The organism is Mycolicibacterium agri (assembly GCF_002553505.1).
GTDB classification, from domain to species: domain Bacteria; phylum Actinomycetota; class Actinomycetes; order Mycobacteriales; family Mycobacteriaceae; genus Mycobacterium; species Mycobacterium agri.
This window is the reverse complement of sequence record NZ_PDCP01000002.1, coordinates 17929-32313: the sequence shown is the minus strand read 5'-3', so window position 1 is coordinate 32313 and position 14385 is coordinate 17929. Positions and strand designations below refer to the sequence as shown.

The 14385-nt window shown below is 67.1% G+C and carries 14 protein-coding genes; 10 read left to right on the top strand and 4 right to left on the bottom strand.

Annotated elements, in window-relative coordinates:
- The first annotated feature begins 28 nt into the window (after nucleotides 1-28).
- The 7 genes from CQY20_RS01275 (at nucleotide 29) to regX (ending at nucleotide 6997) form a co-directional block, all read left to right on the top strand.
- Nucleotides 29-679 (top strand): LysM peptidoglycan-binding domain-containing protein, encoded by a 651-nt coding sequence (locus tag CQY20_RS01275; RefSeq protein WP_097937845.1) that lies wholly within the window; start codon nucleotides 29-31, stop codon nucleotides 677-679.
- A 178-nt stretch (nucleotides 680-857) separates the two neighbouring features.
- Nucleotides 858-2129, top strand: coding sequence for an ROK family protein (locus tag CQY20_RS01270; protein ID WP_165789234.1), 1272 nt, complete (start codon nucleotides 858-860; stop codon nucleotides 2127-2129).
- Nucleotides 2130-2283: 154 nt separating this feature from the next.
- On the top strand, nucleotides 2284-3594 hold the full coding sequence (gene mshA, locus CQY20_RS01265; protein WP_097937843.1) for a D-inositol-3-phosphate glycosyltransferase: 1311 nt from the start codon (nucleotides 2284-2286) through the stop codon (nucleotides 3592-3594).
- Nucleotides 3591-4100 carry a type III secretion system chaperone family protein gene (locus CQY20_RS01260; protein WP_097937842.1) on the top strand — a complete coding sequence of 170 codons (510 nt, stop codon included), beginning with the start codon at nucleotides 3591-3593 and terminating at the stop codon, nucleotides 4098-4100. The genes mshA and CQY20_RS01260 overlap by 4 nt, the downstream gene beginning before the upstream one ends.
- A 136-nt stretch (nucleotides 4101-4236) precedes the next feature.
- Complete coding sequence (locus CQY20_RS01255) at nucleotides 4237-4986, top strand: phosphoglyceromutase (RefSeq protein ID WP_097937841.1); 750 nt, start codon at nucleotides 4237-4239, stop codon at nucleotides 4984-4986.
- 125 nt (nucleotides 4987-5111) lie between these two features.
- On the top strand, nucleotides 5112-6293 hold the full coding sequence (locus CQY20_RS01250) for a sensor histidine kinase (protein WP_097937840.1): 1182 nt from the start codon (nucleotides 5112-5114) through the stop codon (nucleotides 6291-6293).
- 17 nt (nucleotides 6294-6310) lie between these two features.
- A complete protein-coding gene (regX, locus tag CQY20_RS01245; RefSeq protein ID WP_097937839.1) occupies nucleotides 6311-6997 on the top strand; it encodes a two-component sensory transduction protein RegX in 687 nt (228 codons plus the stop codon).
- Nucleotides 6998-7041: 44 nt separating this feature from the next.
- Here regX and CQY20_RS01240 read toward each other — a convergent pair whose 3' ends face one another.
- From CQY20_RS01240 to CQY20_RS01225, 4 genes are all read right to left on the bottom strand, one after another.
- Entirely contained in the window at nucleotides 7042-7818 is a 777-nt protein-coding gene (locus CQY20_RS01240; protein WP_097937838.1) for a DUF3109 family protein, read from the bottom strand.
- Nucleotides 7819-7950: 132 nt separating this feature from the next.
- Complete coding sequence (locus CQY20_RS01235) at nucleotides 7951-9495, bottom strand: tripartite tricarboxylate transporter permease (protein ID WP_097937837.1); 1545 nt, start codon at nucleotides 9493-9495, stop codon at nucleotides 7951-7953.
- Nucleotides 9495-10010: a tripartite tricarboxylate transporter TctB family protein gene (locus CQY20_RS01230; RefSeq protein WP_097937836.1), complete on the bottom strand. Its 516-nt coding sequence runs from the start codon at nucleotides 10008-10010 to the stop codon at nucleotides 9495-9497. Before CQY20_RS01230 ends, CQY20_RS01235 begins: the two co-directional genes overlap by 1 nt.
- Nucleotides 10010-11014, bottom strand: coding sequence for a Bug family tripartite tricarboxylate transporter substrate binding protein (locus CQY20_RS01225; protein ID WP_133119009.1), 1005 nt, complete (start codon nucleotides 11012-11014; stop codon nucleotides 10010-10012). Before CQY20_RS01225 ends, CQY20_RS01230 begins: the two co-directional genes overlap by 1 nt.
- A 131-nt stretch (nucleotides 11015-11145) precedes the next feature.
- Here CQY20_RS01225 and CQY20_RS01220 point away from each other — a divergent pair, with 131 nt between their 5' ends.
- From CQY20_RS01220 to prpB, 3 genes are read left to right on the top strand one after another with little or no spacing between them, the layout of a single operon-like run.
- Nucleotides 11146-11838: a GntR family transcriptional regulator gene (locus tag CQY20_RS01220; RefSeq protein WP_097937834.1), complete on the top strand. Its 693-nt coding sequence runs from the start codon at nucleotides 11146-11148 to the stop codon at nucleotides 11836-11838.
- Nucleotides 11838-13355 carry an MmgE/PrpD family protein gene (locus tag CQY20_RS01215; RefSeq protein ID WP_097937833.1) on the top strand — a complete coding sequence of 506 codons (1518 nt, stop codon included), beginning with the start codon at nucleotides 11838-11840 and terminating at the stop codon, nucleotides 13353-13355. Before CQY20_RS01220 ends, CQY20_RS01215 begins: the two co-directional genes overlap by 1 nt.
- Nucleotides 13356-13367: 12 nt before the next feature.
- On the top strand, nucleotides 13368-14267 hold the full coding sequence (prpB, locus tag CQY20_RS01210) for a methylisocitrate lyase (protein ID WP_097937832.1): 900 nt from the start codon (nucleotides 13368-13370) through the stop codon (nucleotides 14265-14267).
- Nucleotides 14268-14385: the final 118 nt, after the last annotated feature.

Sequence of the window (14385 nt, the reverse complement as noted above, 5' to 3'; positions counted from 1 at the left end):
CGTTGCTGCACACGGAAAGGAACCACCAATGAAGAACTACACGGTGCAACCGGGCGACACACTGTTCGGCATCGCTGCACGCGAATACGGCGACGGCGAGCTGTACCCGGTGATCGCCCACATGAACAACCTCGCCAACCCCGACCTGATCTTCGCCGGTCAGGAACTGCTGGTGCCCTATGTCACGTACCGGCACCTGTGGACCACCGACGACACCACCGCCGCCCGTGCCCAGATCACCCAGCAGTACTACGGGACACAGGACTCCAAGATGCAGCTGATCTGGGAGGTGGCCAGCGGCGTGGCCCAGCAGCCGATCGAACGCGGTGCGTGGCTGCTGATTCCGGAACTCGGCGACGTCGGGCACCACACCGTGGTGGACGGGGAGAGCTTTCCGACGCTGGCCGCGCGGTGGTACGGCGACGACCGTCTTGCGGTCGTGATCGCGTTCGCCAACCAGATGGATCCCGACACCGAGCCGACGCCGCGCACCGTGTTGATCCGCCCGGGCCTGAACTTCCGACTGACCGTGGCGGGGCACACGCTGGAGTCGGCATGCCGTCTGGTCTACGGCGACAGCGAGCTGATTCCCACGTGGATGGACGTCGTCGCGGCGGCTAATCACCTGGGCCACCCGCATAAGTTGTTCGCCACCCAGCGGCTGCACTTCCCGCGGTAGTCGGTGACGTCACTGGGCGAGCGGTTAGTTGGCTGTGCTAAGTTGGCGCACATGTTCCGGTGTTGTTGTTGTCGCGCGATCTGCCGCGCCTGACCGACCCCGGATAAGCACGCTGTCCCGCTGAGTCGCCAGGTGTGGCCACGACCCCCACCCGACGACTTCGACGAAGGACATCCACGTGCGAACCACCACCACAACTCTCCGCCCGGCGAAGACCCCGGCCCACGCCAAGCGCGCTCTGCTGTCGCGGCACCACATCGTTGCGCCGTCGCTGTGCGTGGCCGACGCGGCGGCGGCTTCGGTGTTCAACGCCGCTCGGGCGCGCGGGCCGATCGCGCGCGACGTCATCGCGAAGGTCACGCAGTTGTCCATCGCGACGGTGAACCGTCAGGTGACGGCGCTGCTGGATGCCGGGGTGCTGCGTGAGCGCGCGGATCTGGCCGTGTCGGGCGCGATCGGGCGGCCGCGGGTGCCCGTCGAGGTCAATCACGAGCCGTTTCTGACGCTGGGCATCCACATCGGTGCGCGGACGACCAGCATCGTGGCGACCGACCTGTTCGGCCGCACGCTTGATGTCGTGGAGACACCGACGCCGCGCGGCCCGCAGGAGGCGGCGCTGGCGTCGTTGGCGCACAGCGCGCGTCGGTATCTGAGCCGCTGGCATCGCCGTCGCCCGCTGTGGGTCGGGGTGGCCACGGGCGGTGTCGTCGACAGCGCGACCGGATATCTGAACCACTCGCGGCTGGGGTGGTCGGATGCGCCCGTCGGCCCGGTGATCGCAGAGTCGCTTGGGCTGCCCGTGTCGGTGGCGTCGCACGTGGACGCGATGGCCGGTGCGGAGCTGCTGCTGGGTGGGCGGCGCGGGCCGCAGTCGTCGACGAGTTTGTATGTGTACGCCCGCGAAACCGCGGGCTATGCGTTGTCGATCGGCGGCAAGGTGCATTCCCCGGCCAGCGGCCCGGGCACGATCGCCGGCCTGCCGGTCAACTCGGAATTGCTCGGCGGGACAGGGCAGCTGGAGTCGACCGTCAGCGACGAGGCGGTGCTGATCGCGGCGCGCAAGAAGCGGATCATCCCGGCCGAGGGGCCCGGGTCGACGATGGCGGCGGTGCTGCGCGCGGCCAGGCAGGGCAATGAGGATGCGCGCGCGCTGCTGGCCGAGCGGGCGCGGGTGCTGGGGGAGGCCGTCGCTCTGCTGCGCTACATGCTCAACCCGGACGATCTGGTCGTCGGCGGGCAGGCGTTCACCGAGTATCCGGAGGGCATGGAGCTCGTCGAGGCGGCCTACCGGAAGCGGTCGATGCTGCCGCCGCGCGACATCCGGGTGACCTCGTTCGGCAACCGCGTGCAGGAGGCCGGGGCCGGTGTGGTGTCGCTGGGCGGCATCTACGCCGATCCGATCGGCGCGATGCGACGGGCGCTGACGCGCAGGCCGGAGGCCACCGCCTAGCCGCGCACCCGGGCTGGCGGCGCGCGGCGATCGCGTGAGCCGCGAAACTGTAACCACGCGGGCCGCCACTCGCAGTTTTGCTGCGTAGCTGCAATCTCGCGGATGGACAGGCCCTCGCCCGTTGCAGCACCGGTCGAGGTGTAGACATGTCTGTGTGCGCTTAGCGACCGATCCGCCCAATCGCGTGGCCGTGTTGTCGGTGCACACCTCCCCACTGGCCCAGCCGGGTACCGGCGATGCCGGCGGAATGAACGTCTACGTCCTGCAGAGCGCCCTGCACATGGCCCGCCGCGGCGTCGAGGTGGAGATCTTCACCAGGGCCACCTCGTCGGCCGATCAGCCGATCGTTCGGGTCGCCCCCGGCGTGCTCGTCCGCAACGTCGTCGCCGGCCCGTTCGAGGGGCTCGACAAGTACGACCTTCCCACTCAGCTGTGCGCGTTCGCCGCAGGCGTGCTGCGCGCCGAGGCCACCCACGAGCCGGGCTACTACGACATCGTGCACTCGCACTACTGGCTGTCCGGTCAGGTCGGCTGGCTGGCCCGCGACCGCTGGGCCGTGCCGCTGGTGCACACCGCCCACACTCTCGCGGCGGTGAAGAACGCCTCGCTCGCCGACGGCGACGCACCCGAACCACCCCTGCGCGCCGTCGGCGAACAGCAGGTCGTCGACGAAGCCGACCGGCTCATCGTCAACACCGAACATGAAGCGCAGCAACTGGTTTCGCATCACCACGCGGACCCGGCGCGCATCGACGTCGTGCATCCCGGTGTCGACCTGGACACCTTCACACCCGGCGACAAGCGGGCAGCGCGGGCCGCACTCGGGCTCTCACCCGACGACCTCATCCTCACGTTCGTCGGACGCATCCAGCCGCTGAAGGCGCCCGATGTGCTGCTGCGCGCCGCGGCCAAACTCGACGGTCGGTTCCCCAACCTGCGGGTCGTGGTGGCCGGTGGCCCGTCCGGCAGCGGCCTGGCCGCACCCGACACCCTGATCCGGTTGGCCGACGAATTGGGTATCTCCGACCGCGTGACATTCATGCCGCCGCAGTCGCGCGACCAGTTGGTCAATGTCTACCGCGCCGCCGACCTCGTCGCGGTGCCCAGCTACTCCGAGTCGTTCGGCCTGGTCGCCGTCGAGGCCCAGGCCTGCGGCACCCCCGTGGTGGCCGCCGAGGTCGGCGGCCTGCCCGTGGCCGTGCGCGACGGCGTCACCGGCGCGCTGGTGCCCGGACACGACGTCGGCGATTGGGCCGACGCGATCGCCGATCTGGTCGATCGCGGGCCCGACACCCTGCGCGCCGCGGCCGTCGAACACGCCGCCACGTTCTCCTGGGCCCACACCGTCGACGGCCTGCTCGACAGCTACGGGCGCGCCATCGGCGACTACCGCGCCCGGCACCACCGCGACACATCCCGCCGCAATGGGCGGCGCTTCTCGATGCGGCGAGGTGTCCGCGCGTGAGCTCCGAGATCCGCCAGATCATCGAGGACACCTGCAAGGAGAACGGCCTGGTCTGCACCTGGCACGAGGGTGCACACGGCGGCCCGCCCGGCATCATTGTCGAGCTGCCAGGCGAGCGCCGCCTGAAGACCAACACGATCCTGACCATCGGTGAGCATTCGGTGCGCATCGAGGCGTTCGTGTGCCGCCAGCCCGACGAAAACCACGAGGGCGTCTACCGATTCCTGCTCAAGCGCAACCGCAAGCTCTACGGGGTGGCCTACACCCTCGACAACGTCGGCGACATCTACCTGGTCGGCCGGATGTCGCTTGGCTCCGTCACTCCCGAGGAGATCGACCGCGTGCTCGGCCAGGTGCTCGAGGCTGTCGATTCGGACTTCAACACCTTGCTGGAGTTGGGTTTTCGCACCTCGATCCAGAAAGAGTGGGAGTGGCGGGTGTCGCGCGGCGAGTCGCTGAAGAACCTGCGCGCCTTCGAGCACCTCATCGACGACGACACCGACTGACCGTCCCTCCCCTCACGCCTCCTTACGCCCAAACCAACGTTTGGGCGCATTTGTGCGAGTAGGTCGCGCCATTTCGTCGATCTCGCCGCAGACCGCGGGCAGCGCGGCATCCGGGCGCCGGGATAGTCTCTTCGGCATGGGAGATTCCACGCTGATCCTCTTGCGTCACGGCGAAAGCGAATGGAACGCGCTGAACCTGTTCACCGGATGGGTCGACGTCGACCTCACCGAGAAGGGCAGGCAGGAGGCGCTCCGCGCGGGCGAGTTGATCAAGGAGCTGGACCGCCTGCCCGACGTGGTGTACACGTCGCTGCTGCGCCGCGCGATCACGACCGCGAACATCGCGCTGGACAAGGCCGATCGGCATTGGATTCCCGTGCACCGCGACTGGCGGCTCAACGAGCGCCACTACGGCGCGCTGCAGGGCCTCAACAAGGCCGAGACGAAAGAAAAGTACGGCGAAGAGCAGTTCATGGCGTGGCGCCGCAGCTATGACACCCCGCCACCGCCGCTCGACCCGACCAGCGAATACAGCCAGGACGACGACCCGCGCTACGCCGATATCCCCGGCGGCCCGCCGAAGACCGAATGCCTCAAGGACGTGGTCGCCCGGTTCGTGCCGTATTTCACCGAGGCGATCGTGCCCGACCTGCGGGCCGGCAAGACGGTGTTGATCGCGGCGCACGGCAACTCGCTGCGGGCGCTGGTCAAATACCTCGATCAGATGTCCGACGAGGATGTCGTCGGCCTCAACATTCCGACCGGCATCCCGCTGCGGTACGACCTCGACGGCGACCTGCGCCCGAAGGTCATCGGCGGCACCTATCTCGATCCCGAGGCTGCCGCCGCGGGTGCGGCCGCCGTCGCGGCCCAGGGCGCGAAGTAAACACCGCTCCCTCGGGGCTAACAGCAGGTGAACACCGGTAAAACACCTGCATTTGACTGTGTGACTTCTCCCGATTTGGCCGCTCGCTGCTGGGATGACGTTCACCCGTTACGTACGATCTGCTCGTGGGTGTGGAAACCGCACTGCTGCTGACGGCAGGCGTGGCACTGCTCGCGTTGCTGATCGGGATCGGCGTCGGGGCGGGTGTAGCACCGAGGGTCATCGAACGCAGGCAGCGGCGATCGGCCCAGCAGTCGGGTATCACCGTCTCGCAGATGCTCGACCACATCGTCTCGCTCTCTCCCGTCGGCATCGTCGTGGTCGACACCTACCGTGACGTCGTCTACAGCAACGACCGTGCCCGCGAGCTGGGGCTGGTGCGCGACCGTCTGCTCGACGACCGTGCCTGGGAGGCCGCCCAGCGCACACTCAAAACCGGCGAAGACAGCGAGGTCGACCTGTCGCCGCGCGACCGCATGCATCGCGGCCGGTCCGGACTTTCGGTGCGCGGCCACGTTCGCCTGCTGACCGAGGAGGACCGCCGCTTCGCCGTCGTCTACGTCGACGACCAATCCGAACACGCGCGGATGGAGGCCACCCGACGCGATTTCGTCGCCAACGTCAGCCACGAACTCAAAACCCCGGTCGGCGCCATGGGTGTGCTGGCCGAAGCACTGCTCGCCTCGGCCGACGACCCGGACACCGTGCGTCGCTTCGCCGGAAAGATGGTCGCCGAATCCAACCGGCTGGCCAACATGGTCGGCGAACTGATCGAACTGTCGCGCCTGCAAGGCGCCGAACCGCTACCCGACCTCGAGGCCGTCGACGTCGACACCGTCGTCGCAGAAGCGTTGTCGCGGTACAAGGTTGCCGCCGAGACCGCCAACATCGAGATCACCACCGACCAGCCGACCGGATTCAAGGTGCTCGGCGACCAACCCCTTCTCGTCACCGCGTTGGCCAACCTGGTGTCCAACGCAATCGCTTACTCGCCCAACGGATCTCCGGTGTCGATCAGTCGACGGCGTAAAGGTGACTACATCGAAATCGCTGTCACGGACCGGGGAATCGGTATCGCCCCCGCCGACCAGGAGCGGGTGTTCGAGCGATTCTTCCGCGTCGACAAGGCCCGATCACGCGCCACCGGTGGCACCGGCCTCGGGCTTGCGATCGTCAAACACGTTGCGGCCAACCACAATGGCTCGATCCGGTTGTGGAGCCAACCCGGCACAGGGTCGACCTTCACGCTGTCCATCCCGGCCTATCCCGATCACGCGAACGAGTCCGACAAACGCTCGGATCAATGAGAGGAATGACGACGTCCATGACCAATGTGTTGATCGTCGAGGACGAGGAGTCCCTGGCCGATCCCTTGGCGTTCCTGCTGCGCAAAGAGGGCTTCGAAGCCACCGTTGTCGCCGACGGGCCTTCGGCCCTTGCCGAGTTCGAGCGCGCGGGCGCGGACATCGTGTTGCTCGACTTGATGCTGCCCGGCATGAGCGGCACCGACGTGTGCAGGCAGTTGCGGGCGCGCTCCAGCGTCCCGGTCATCATGGTGACCGCGCGCGACAGCGAGATCGACAAGGTCGTCGGCCTCGAATTGGGCGCCGACGATTATGTCACCAAGCCGTACTCGGCGCGTGAACTGATTGCCCGGATCAGGGCGGTGCTGCGCCGCGGCGCCGACGCCGACGACGTCGGTATCAGCGACGGCGTGCTGGAGGCCGGCCCGGTGCGGATGGACGTCGAACGCCATGTCGTCTCGGTCAACGGCGAGCCGATCACGTTGCCGCTCAAGGAATTCGACCTGCTCGAGTATCTGATGCGCAACAGCGGCCGGGTGCTCACCCGCGGGCAGCTGATCGACCGGGTGTGGGGTGCCGACTACGTCGGCGACACCAAGACCCTCGACGTGCACGTCAAGCGGCTGCGGTCGAAGATCGAGGCCGACCCGGCCAACCCGGTGCATCTGGTGACGGTGCGCGGCCTCGGCTACAAGCTCGAGGGCTAAAGCTCAGGGCCAAGAGTCGCGCGCTAAGACTGGCGCGCTGATGCCTACTCGGCCGCGCGCGTCGCCGGGTGCACGGCGATCAGCCCTAAAGCGCTGCGCCGCTTGCACATTGCCGCCAACTCGGCGTAGGCCTTCTCGCCGAGCAGTTCGGTCAACTCCGGGGCGTAGGACTCCCACACCTGACGGGTGCCGACGTGGGCGTTCGGGTCACCGGTGCAGTACCAGTTCAGGTCGAGGCCGCCCTCGCCCCAGCCGCGGCGGTCGTACTCGGTGATCCAGGTCTTGAGGATCTCCGACCCGTCAGGACGCGTCACCCATTCCTGGGTGCGCCGGATCGGCAGCTGCCAGCACACGTCGGGCTTCATCGTCAACGGCTCGACGCCCAGCTTCATCGCCTTGATGTGCAACGCGCAGCCGATACCGCCCTCGAAGCCCGGCCGATTGAGAAATATGCAGGCGCCCTTGTACTTTCGGGTCCGCAGGTTGGGCTTGTCCTCGTACTCGTCCATCTCCAGATAGCCCTTGGGACCGAGGCCCTTGCTGCGGAACTGCCAATCCTCGTCGGTCAGCTGCTTGACCGCTTTGTCCAGACGTTTGCGGTCGGCCTTGTCGGAGAGGAACGCGCCGTGCGAGCAGCATCCGTCGTCCGGCCTGCCCTTGACGGTGCCCTTGCACGACGGGGTGCCGAACACACACGTCCATCGCGACAGCAGCCACGTCATGTCGGCGGCGATCAGGTGTTCGGGGTTGTCCGGGTCGTAGAACTCCACCCATTCGCGGGCGAAATCCAGTTCAACTTCACCGGGGTACTCACTCGTCACGCATCCAACGCTACCCTCATCGGGCGGCTTTCGATAACGAGGCGCGCTTGGAATGGCGCGCTTGGAATGGCGCGCTTGGAACGAGCGCAGGCCAATGGGGCGCAGGCCAATTCGATCTTGAGGCCGTCTACCTCACTGCGATTCCGCGCCCGAGGTCGACTGCTCGTCGACGCCCGAGTCCGCGGGCACCGTCCGAGTGGCGCGCCTGCGCAGCACGTATCCCATCACCAGGACTACCGCGAGGGCGAGGTAGACCACGATGGTGAACGGCGTGCTGACCAGCGCGAGCACGTCGCCGCCTGCGATGTCGAGGGCGCGTCGGAGTTGGACTTCGGCGAGGGGGCCGAGAATCGCGCCGACGACCATCGGCGTGATCGGAAAGCCGAATCGGCGCATCAGATAGCCGATGATCCCGATCACCAGCAGGACGGCCACATCGAACGTCGACCCGTTGACCGCGTAGGTGCCGAGCAGCGCGAAAACCATGATCCCGGCGAACAGGTACGGCTTGGGGATCTCCAAAATCTTCACCCAGATGCCCACCAGCGGCAGGTTGAGCGCCAACAGGATGAGGTTGGCCACCAGCAGGCTGGCGATCAGGCCCCACACCAGCGCCGACTGCGTCTCCAACAGCTGCGGACCCGGCTGAATCCCGTACTGCTGAAACGCGACCAGGATGACGGCCGCGGTGGCCGAGGTGGGAATGCCCAGCGCCAGCAGCGGAACCAGCGTGCCTGCGGCGTTGGCGTTGTTGGCGGCCTCGGGACCCGCCACGCCTTCGATCGCGCCCTTGCCGAACTCCTCCTTGTGCTTGGACAGCCGCCGTTCCAACGCGTAGGACAAGAACGTCGGAATCTCCGAACCACCCGCCGGTATGACGCCGAGCGGGAAGCCCACGCCGGTGCCGCGCAGCCACGGTCGCCACGAGCGCGCCCAGTCTTCGCGCGTCATCCACTTTGCACCCTTGCCCAGCCGCAGCAGATCGAAGCGGCTCGAAACCTGGTGTGCCGAAACGTAGAGCACCTCGCCGACCGCGAACAGCGCCACGATCAGCACCACGGTGTCGATGCCGTCCATCAGCGCGACCTGTCCGAACACCAGGCGCTGCTGGCCGCTTTGGAAGTCGATGCCGATCAGGCCGACGACCAGGCCGAGGCACATCGAGATGAGCCCGCGCAACGGCGACGACCCGACCAGCGCGCTGACCGTGAGGAACGCGACCACCATCAGGGCGAAGTAGTCAGGTGCTCCCAGCTTCACCGCGACGTTGACCATCCACGGCGCGAACAACGCCAGCAGCACCGTCGCGATGGTCCCTGCGATGAACGAGCCGATCGCCGCGGTGGCCAACGCGGCCGCGCCCCGGCCCTGGCGGGCCATCTTGTTGCCGTCGATGGCGGTGACCACCGAACCGGATTCGCCTGGCGTTTTGAGCAGGATGGAGGTGGTCGAGCCGCCATACATTGCGCCGTAATAGATGCCGGCGAACATGATGAACGCCGACTCGGGCGCCAGGCCGTACGTCATCGGCAGCAACAGCGCGATGGTCAGCGCCGGACCGATCCCCGGCAGCACCCCGATCAACGTTCCGACGATCGTGCCCAGCAGTGCGAACAGCAGCGCCTGCGGCGTGATCGCCACCGCAAGACCGTCCAGCAGTCCTTCGATGCCCGTCATCAGAAGCCCAGCACGCCAGGGGGAAGGTAGATGTCCAGCAGCCGCGTGAAGGCCAGATACACGATCAACGACAGAGCGATGGCGATGATCGCGCTGCGCACGATGTGTCGCGCGCCGACGGCCCAGGCCGTCAGCCAGAACACAATTGAGCTGACGATGACGTAGCCCAGTGGTTCGACACCGACGATGAACACCAGCACGGCTCCGACGCAGATCGCCATCGGCACCCAACGCGTCCGCCGCACGTCGACTTCGCCTTCGGCCTCGTCGGCCTCGCCGAGGCGGCCCCGCACGATCTGCACCGTCAGCGCCGCCGACAGCGCGATGAGCAACACGCCGACGACCGTCGGCATGAAGCCCGCGCCCACCCCGGAGGCGGACCTCGACTCGCTCTGGCGCAGCCCGTCGAGCAGCACGACGATTCCGATGCCCAGAAGGGCGGCCGAGATCGCGTACTCCCCCCAGGGGATCGACTTGCGTTGCGGCACGCCGACTGACGAGGACTCGGCCGTCATCAACCCGCCTGCTTGGCCAAGCCGAGGTCGTTCAACACGGTCTGCACGCGTGCGTTCTCTTCCTTGAGCCAGGTGGCGAATTCGTCACCCGCCAGGAAGTAGTCGGTCCAGTCGTTCTTCTCGATCGCGTCCATCCACGCCGACGATTCGTGCATGCGGGTCATCGCGTCGATGTATTGCGACTTCAGGCTGTCGTCGATGCCGCCGGGCGCCATGATCGACCGCCAGTTCTGGAACTCCAGATTCGGGTCGATATCGCCGGCCGTCTGGGCTGTCGTCACGCCTTCGATGGGTTCGGTCGACGAGACGAGCAGCCCCTTCAGGTTGCCGTTCTTCATCTGCTCGACGAACTCGTTGAGGCCCGCGACGCCCGCCTGCACCTTGCCGCCCAGCAGCGCCGTCGTCGCCTCACCGCCGCCGCTGTAGGGGATGTAGTTGACGTCGGCCGGCTTGACTCCGTAGTGCTGAGCGAGCAGTCCGATGAAGATGTGGTCGGCGCTTCCGGCCGAACCTCCCGCGATGGCAACGGATTTCGGGTCGGCCTTGATCGCGGCGAAAAGCTCGTCGGTGTTGTTGAATGGCACGTCCTTGGGCACGACGATCACCTCGTACTCGCCGATCAGGCGGGCGATCGGGGTGAGGTCGTCGAGGGTGACGTCCGTGCCGTTGGTGATGATGCCGCTCATCATGGCCAGCCCGGACGCGATGAGCAGATCGCTCTTGCCCTTCTGCGGAGCCACCTGAGCCAACGCCACCGTGCCCGACGCGCCGGGCACGTTCTTGACGTCGACGCTGCGCGCCAGGTCGTCGGCCGTGAGCGCGGCCTGTACGGCGCGGGCGGTCTGGTCCCAGCCGCTGCCCGGCGCCGCCGGCGCGATGATTTCGACCCTGTTCAATGCCTTGAAGTCGCCGCCGTTACCGCTGTCGGCTGATTGCGTGTTGTTGCCGCAGGCGGCGAGGAGCAGTGCGGCGGTGACCGCCGTGAGGATTCGTGAGATTCGCATGAAGGCCTCTTTCGGCGTGACGACGATGTCGATCACCCGAACGTATACATAACGCCGAGCAATCGCAATGGGCGATCCAAGAACGCCTGGTGACTATCCTCGGCTTGGTCTCACGTGTATACACTAGGCGGATGCCATCGAAGCCCACGAGTGCGGCCGCGCGTGCCTATGAGCAGCTGCGGTCCGACATTCTCGAGGGCCTGCTCGAACCCGGAACGACGCTGTTCGAGGTGGAGCAATCCGAACGGCTCGGGGTGTCGCGCACACCTATCCGGGAGGCGTTCGGGCGACTGGTGGCCGAGGGTCTGCTCGACGACCGGCGAGGGCGTGGACTGGTCGTCACCGACGTCTCCGACCGCGACATCGACGCGCTCTTCGAGATGCGCATTTGCCTGGAAGCCCAGGCCGCCCGGCTCGCTGCCCGGCGCGCGGACGGAGAGGTCTTCGCCGAATTCGCCCGCGACTTCCAGCAATGGCACGGGCCGCTGTCCGACCCGGCGGTGACCGAGCGCCAGATCAACGAGTACTACAGCTTGATCCGTCGATTCGACGAGGCCGTCGACGCGGCGGCCAGCAACGTGTATCTCGTTGACGCCCTTGATGCATTGCGCATCCATCTCGCCAGGGTGCGCAGGAAGGCCGGCGCCTCACCCACGCGGTTGGCCATCTCGGCGCTCGAACACGCGCTGATCGCTTCGGCCATCGCCAACCACGACGCCGATCTCGCCGCACACGCGACACACGTCCACTTGCACAACAGCCTTGAGCATTTCCGGCATGACTACACCGGTCTCGGAACGAACGACCAGAAAGGGCATCGCTGATGCGCAACCACCGCGTTCGAGTCCACCGCAGCGAGGAAAACCTCGCCCGCGAGGACCAATTGGCCTGGGCGATGGCTCAAGTCGCGACCGATCCCGTCGACCTGGACGACGACGTCGTCGCGATGATCGTCAACCGCGTCATCGACAACGCGGGGGTTGCGGCGGCGTCGCTCGCCCGCTCGGCGCCGTCGGCGGCGCGAGAACAGGCCACCGCGCACGTGGCCAGCAGCGGAGGCGACGGCGCCACCGTTTTCGGCCTCGATTCCAGTGTGCGCACCAGCCCCGAGTGGGCAGCCTGGGCGAATGGAGTTGCGGTGCGGGAGTTGGACTTTCACGACACCTTCCTGGCCGCCGACTACTCGCATCCCGGTGACAACATCCCGCCGGTCGTCGCGGTGGCTCAGCATGTCGGAAGCGACGGCGCCTCGGTCGTGCGCGGGATTGCCACCGGCTACGAGCTGCAGATCGATCTGGTGCGGGCAATCAGCCTGCACAAGCACAAGATTGACCACATCGCCCACCTCGGGCCGTCGGCGGCCGCGGCTGTGGGGACGCTGCTCGGACTGCCCACCGAAGTGATCTACCAGGCGATCGGGCAGGCGCTGCACACGACGACGACCACGCGCCAGTCCCGCAAGGGGGAGATCTCCTCGTGGAAGGCGTATGCGCCGGCCTTCGCGGGCAAGATCGCGATCGAAGCCGTTGACCGGGCCATGCGGGGACAGACCAGCCCGTCGCCGATCTACGAGGGTGAGGACGGTGTCATCGCCTGGCTGCTCGACGGGCCGGACGCGAGTTACGAGGTGCCGCTTCCGGAGCCGGGTGAGCCCAAGCGCGCCATCCTCGCCAGCTACACGAAGGAGCACTCCGCCGAGTACCAGGCGCAAGCGTGGATCGACCTGGCGCGCAAGCTGTCCGGGGACAACCCGGACGTCGCCGACCCGGAGCGGGTGGACAGCATCGTCATCCATACGTCGCATCACACGCACTACGTCATCGGATCGGGAGCGGGCGACCCGCAGAAGTACGACCCGCACGCGTCGCGGGAGACCCTCGATCACTCGCTGCCGTACATCTTCGCGGTCGCGCTGCAGGACAGGGCATGGCACCACGAGGCGTCCTACACCCCCGAGCGCGCGTCGCGTCCCGACACCGTCGCGCTGTGGAACAAGATCACCACCGTCGAAGACCCGGAATGGACACAGCGTTACCACAGCACGGGCGGTGATGCGTCCTACGGCGGACGCGTGGTGATCACGCTGACCGACGGCCGCACCGTCGCGGACGAAATCAGCGTCGCCGACGCGCATCCCAACGGTGCGCGGCCGTTCGGTCGCGACGAGTACGTGCACAAATACCGCAGCCTGGCGGTGCCGGTGCTGGGCGAAGAGGAAGCCGAGCGATTCCTCGCCTTGGCGCTGCGGCTGCCGGAATTGGGACCGAAAGAGGTGCGGGAGTTGACGTTCGCCGCACCCGCGGGCGTGCTGCCACCACCTGGGCCGCCCGGAATCTTCTGACGAGGAGTAGACGTGCTCTACGCGACGACGACCGCGGCCGAGAAACGCCAGCGGCTGCGGCAACGGCTGGCCTCCGGCGAGTTGGTGCAACTCCCCGGGGCGTTCAATCCGCTGTCCGCCAAGCTGATTGAGCAATGCGGCTTCGACGGGGTTTACGTATCCGGTGCGGTGCTCAGCGCCGACCTCGGCCTTCCCGACATCGGGCTGACCACGCTCAGCGAGGTCGCCACCCGCAACCGCCAGATCGCACGGGTCACCGAGTTACCCGTATTGGCCGACGCCGACACCGGTTTCGGTGAACCGATCAACGTCGCCCGCACGGTGCAGGAGTTGGAAGAAGCAGGCGTCGCGGCGCTGCACATCGAAGACCAGGTGAACCCGAAGCGCTGCGGACATCTCGACGGCAAGCAGGTGGTCGACGACGCGACGGCGACCAAGCGCATCCGCGCCGCCGTCGACGCCCGGCGTGACCCGAACCTCGTCGTCGTCGCCCGCACCGATATCCGCGCTGTCGAAGGCCTTGAGGTGACCATTGCGCGCGCCAAGCGGCTGGTCGATGCCGGCGCCGATGCGGTTTTCCCCGAGGCGCTGGAATCGCTCGCCGAGTTCGAAGCCGTCCGCGCCGCCGTCGACGTGCCGATGCTGGCCAACATGACCGAGTTCGGGAAGAGCGAGCTGTTCACCACCGACCAGCTGCGCGACGTCGGGGTGAATGTCGTGATCTGGCCGGTGTCACTGCTGCGGATGGCGATGAGCGCCGCCGAGCGCGCACTCAGAACGCTGCGCACCGAAGGCACGCTGGTGTCGCACCTGGAGGAGATGCAGCACCGCCGCGACCTCTACGACCTCGTCGGTTACGAGGACTACAACCGGTTCGACGAATCGATCTTCAATTTCCGCGTCGCCGACTAGCTCAACTAGCCGACCGGCCGACCCGCCGACCCGCCGACGGACCCCGGCCGACGGAAAGGGCAAAACATCTCTGGGCGGTGCGCACGCGATGATCACGGCAAGACCCGTTAGGTTGATT

What these genes read in the sequence shown, in the direction of transcription:
- CQY20_RS01275 (WP_097937845.1), top strand. Translation starts at nt 29, where the DNA reads ATGAAGAACTACACGGTGCAACCGGGCGACACACTGTTCGGCATCGCT.
- CQY20_RS01255 (WP_097937841.1), top strand. Translation starts at nt 4,237, where the DNA reads ATGGGAGATTCCACGCTGATCCTCTTGCGTCACGGCGAAAGCGAATGG.
- regX (WP_097937839.1), top strand. Translation starts at nt 6,311, where the DNA reads ATGACCAATGTGTTGATCGTCGAGGACGAGGAGTCCCTGGCCGATCCC.
- CQY20_RS01235 (WP_097937837.1), bottom strand. Translation starts at nt 9,495, where the DNA reads ATGACGGGCATCGAAGGACTGCTGGACGGTCTTGCGGTGGCGATCACG.
- CQY20_RS01230 (WP_097937836.1), bottom strand. Translation starts at nt 10,010, where the DNA reads ATGACGGCCGAGTCCTCGTCAGTCGGCGTGCCGCAACGCAAGTCGATC.
- CQY20_RS01225 (WP_133119009.1), bottom strand. Translation starts at nt 11,014, where the DNA reads ATGCGAATCTCACGAATCCTCACGGCGGTCACCGCCGCACTGCTCCTC.
- CQY20_RS01220 (WP_097937834.1), top strand. Translation starts at nt 11,146, where the DNA reads ATGCCATCGAAGCCCACGAGTGCGGCCGCGCGTGCCTATGAGCAGCTG.
- CQY20_RS01215 (WP_097937833.1), top strand. Translation starts at nt 11,838, where the DNA reads ATGCGCAACCACCGCGTTCGAGTCCACCGCAGCGAGGAAAACCTCGCC.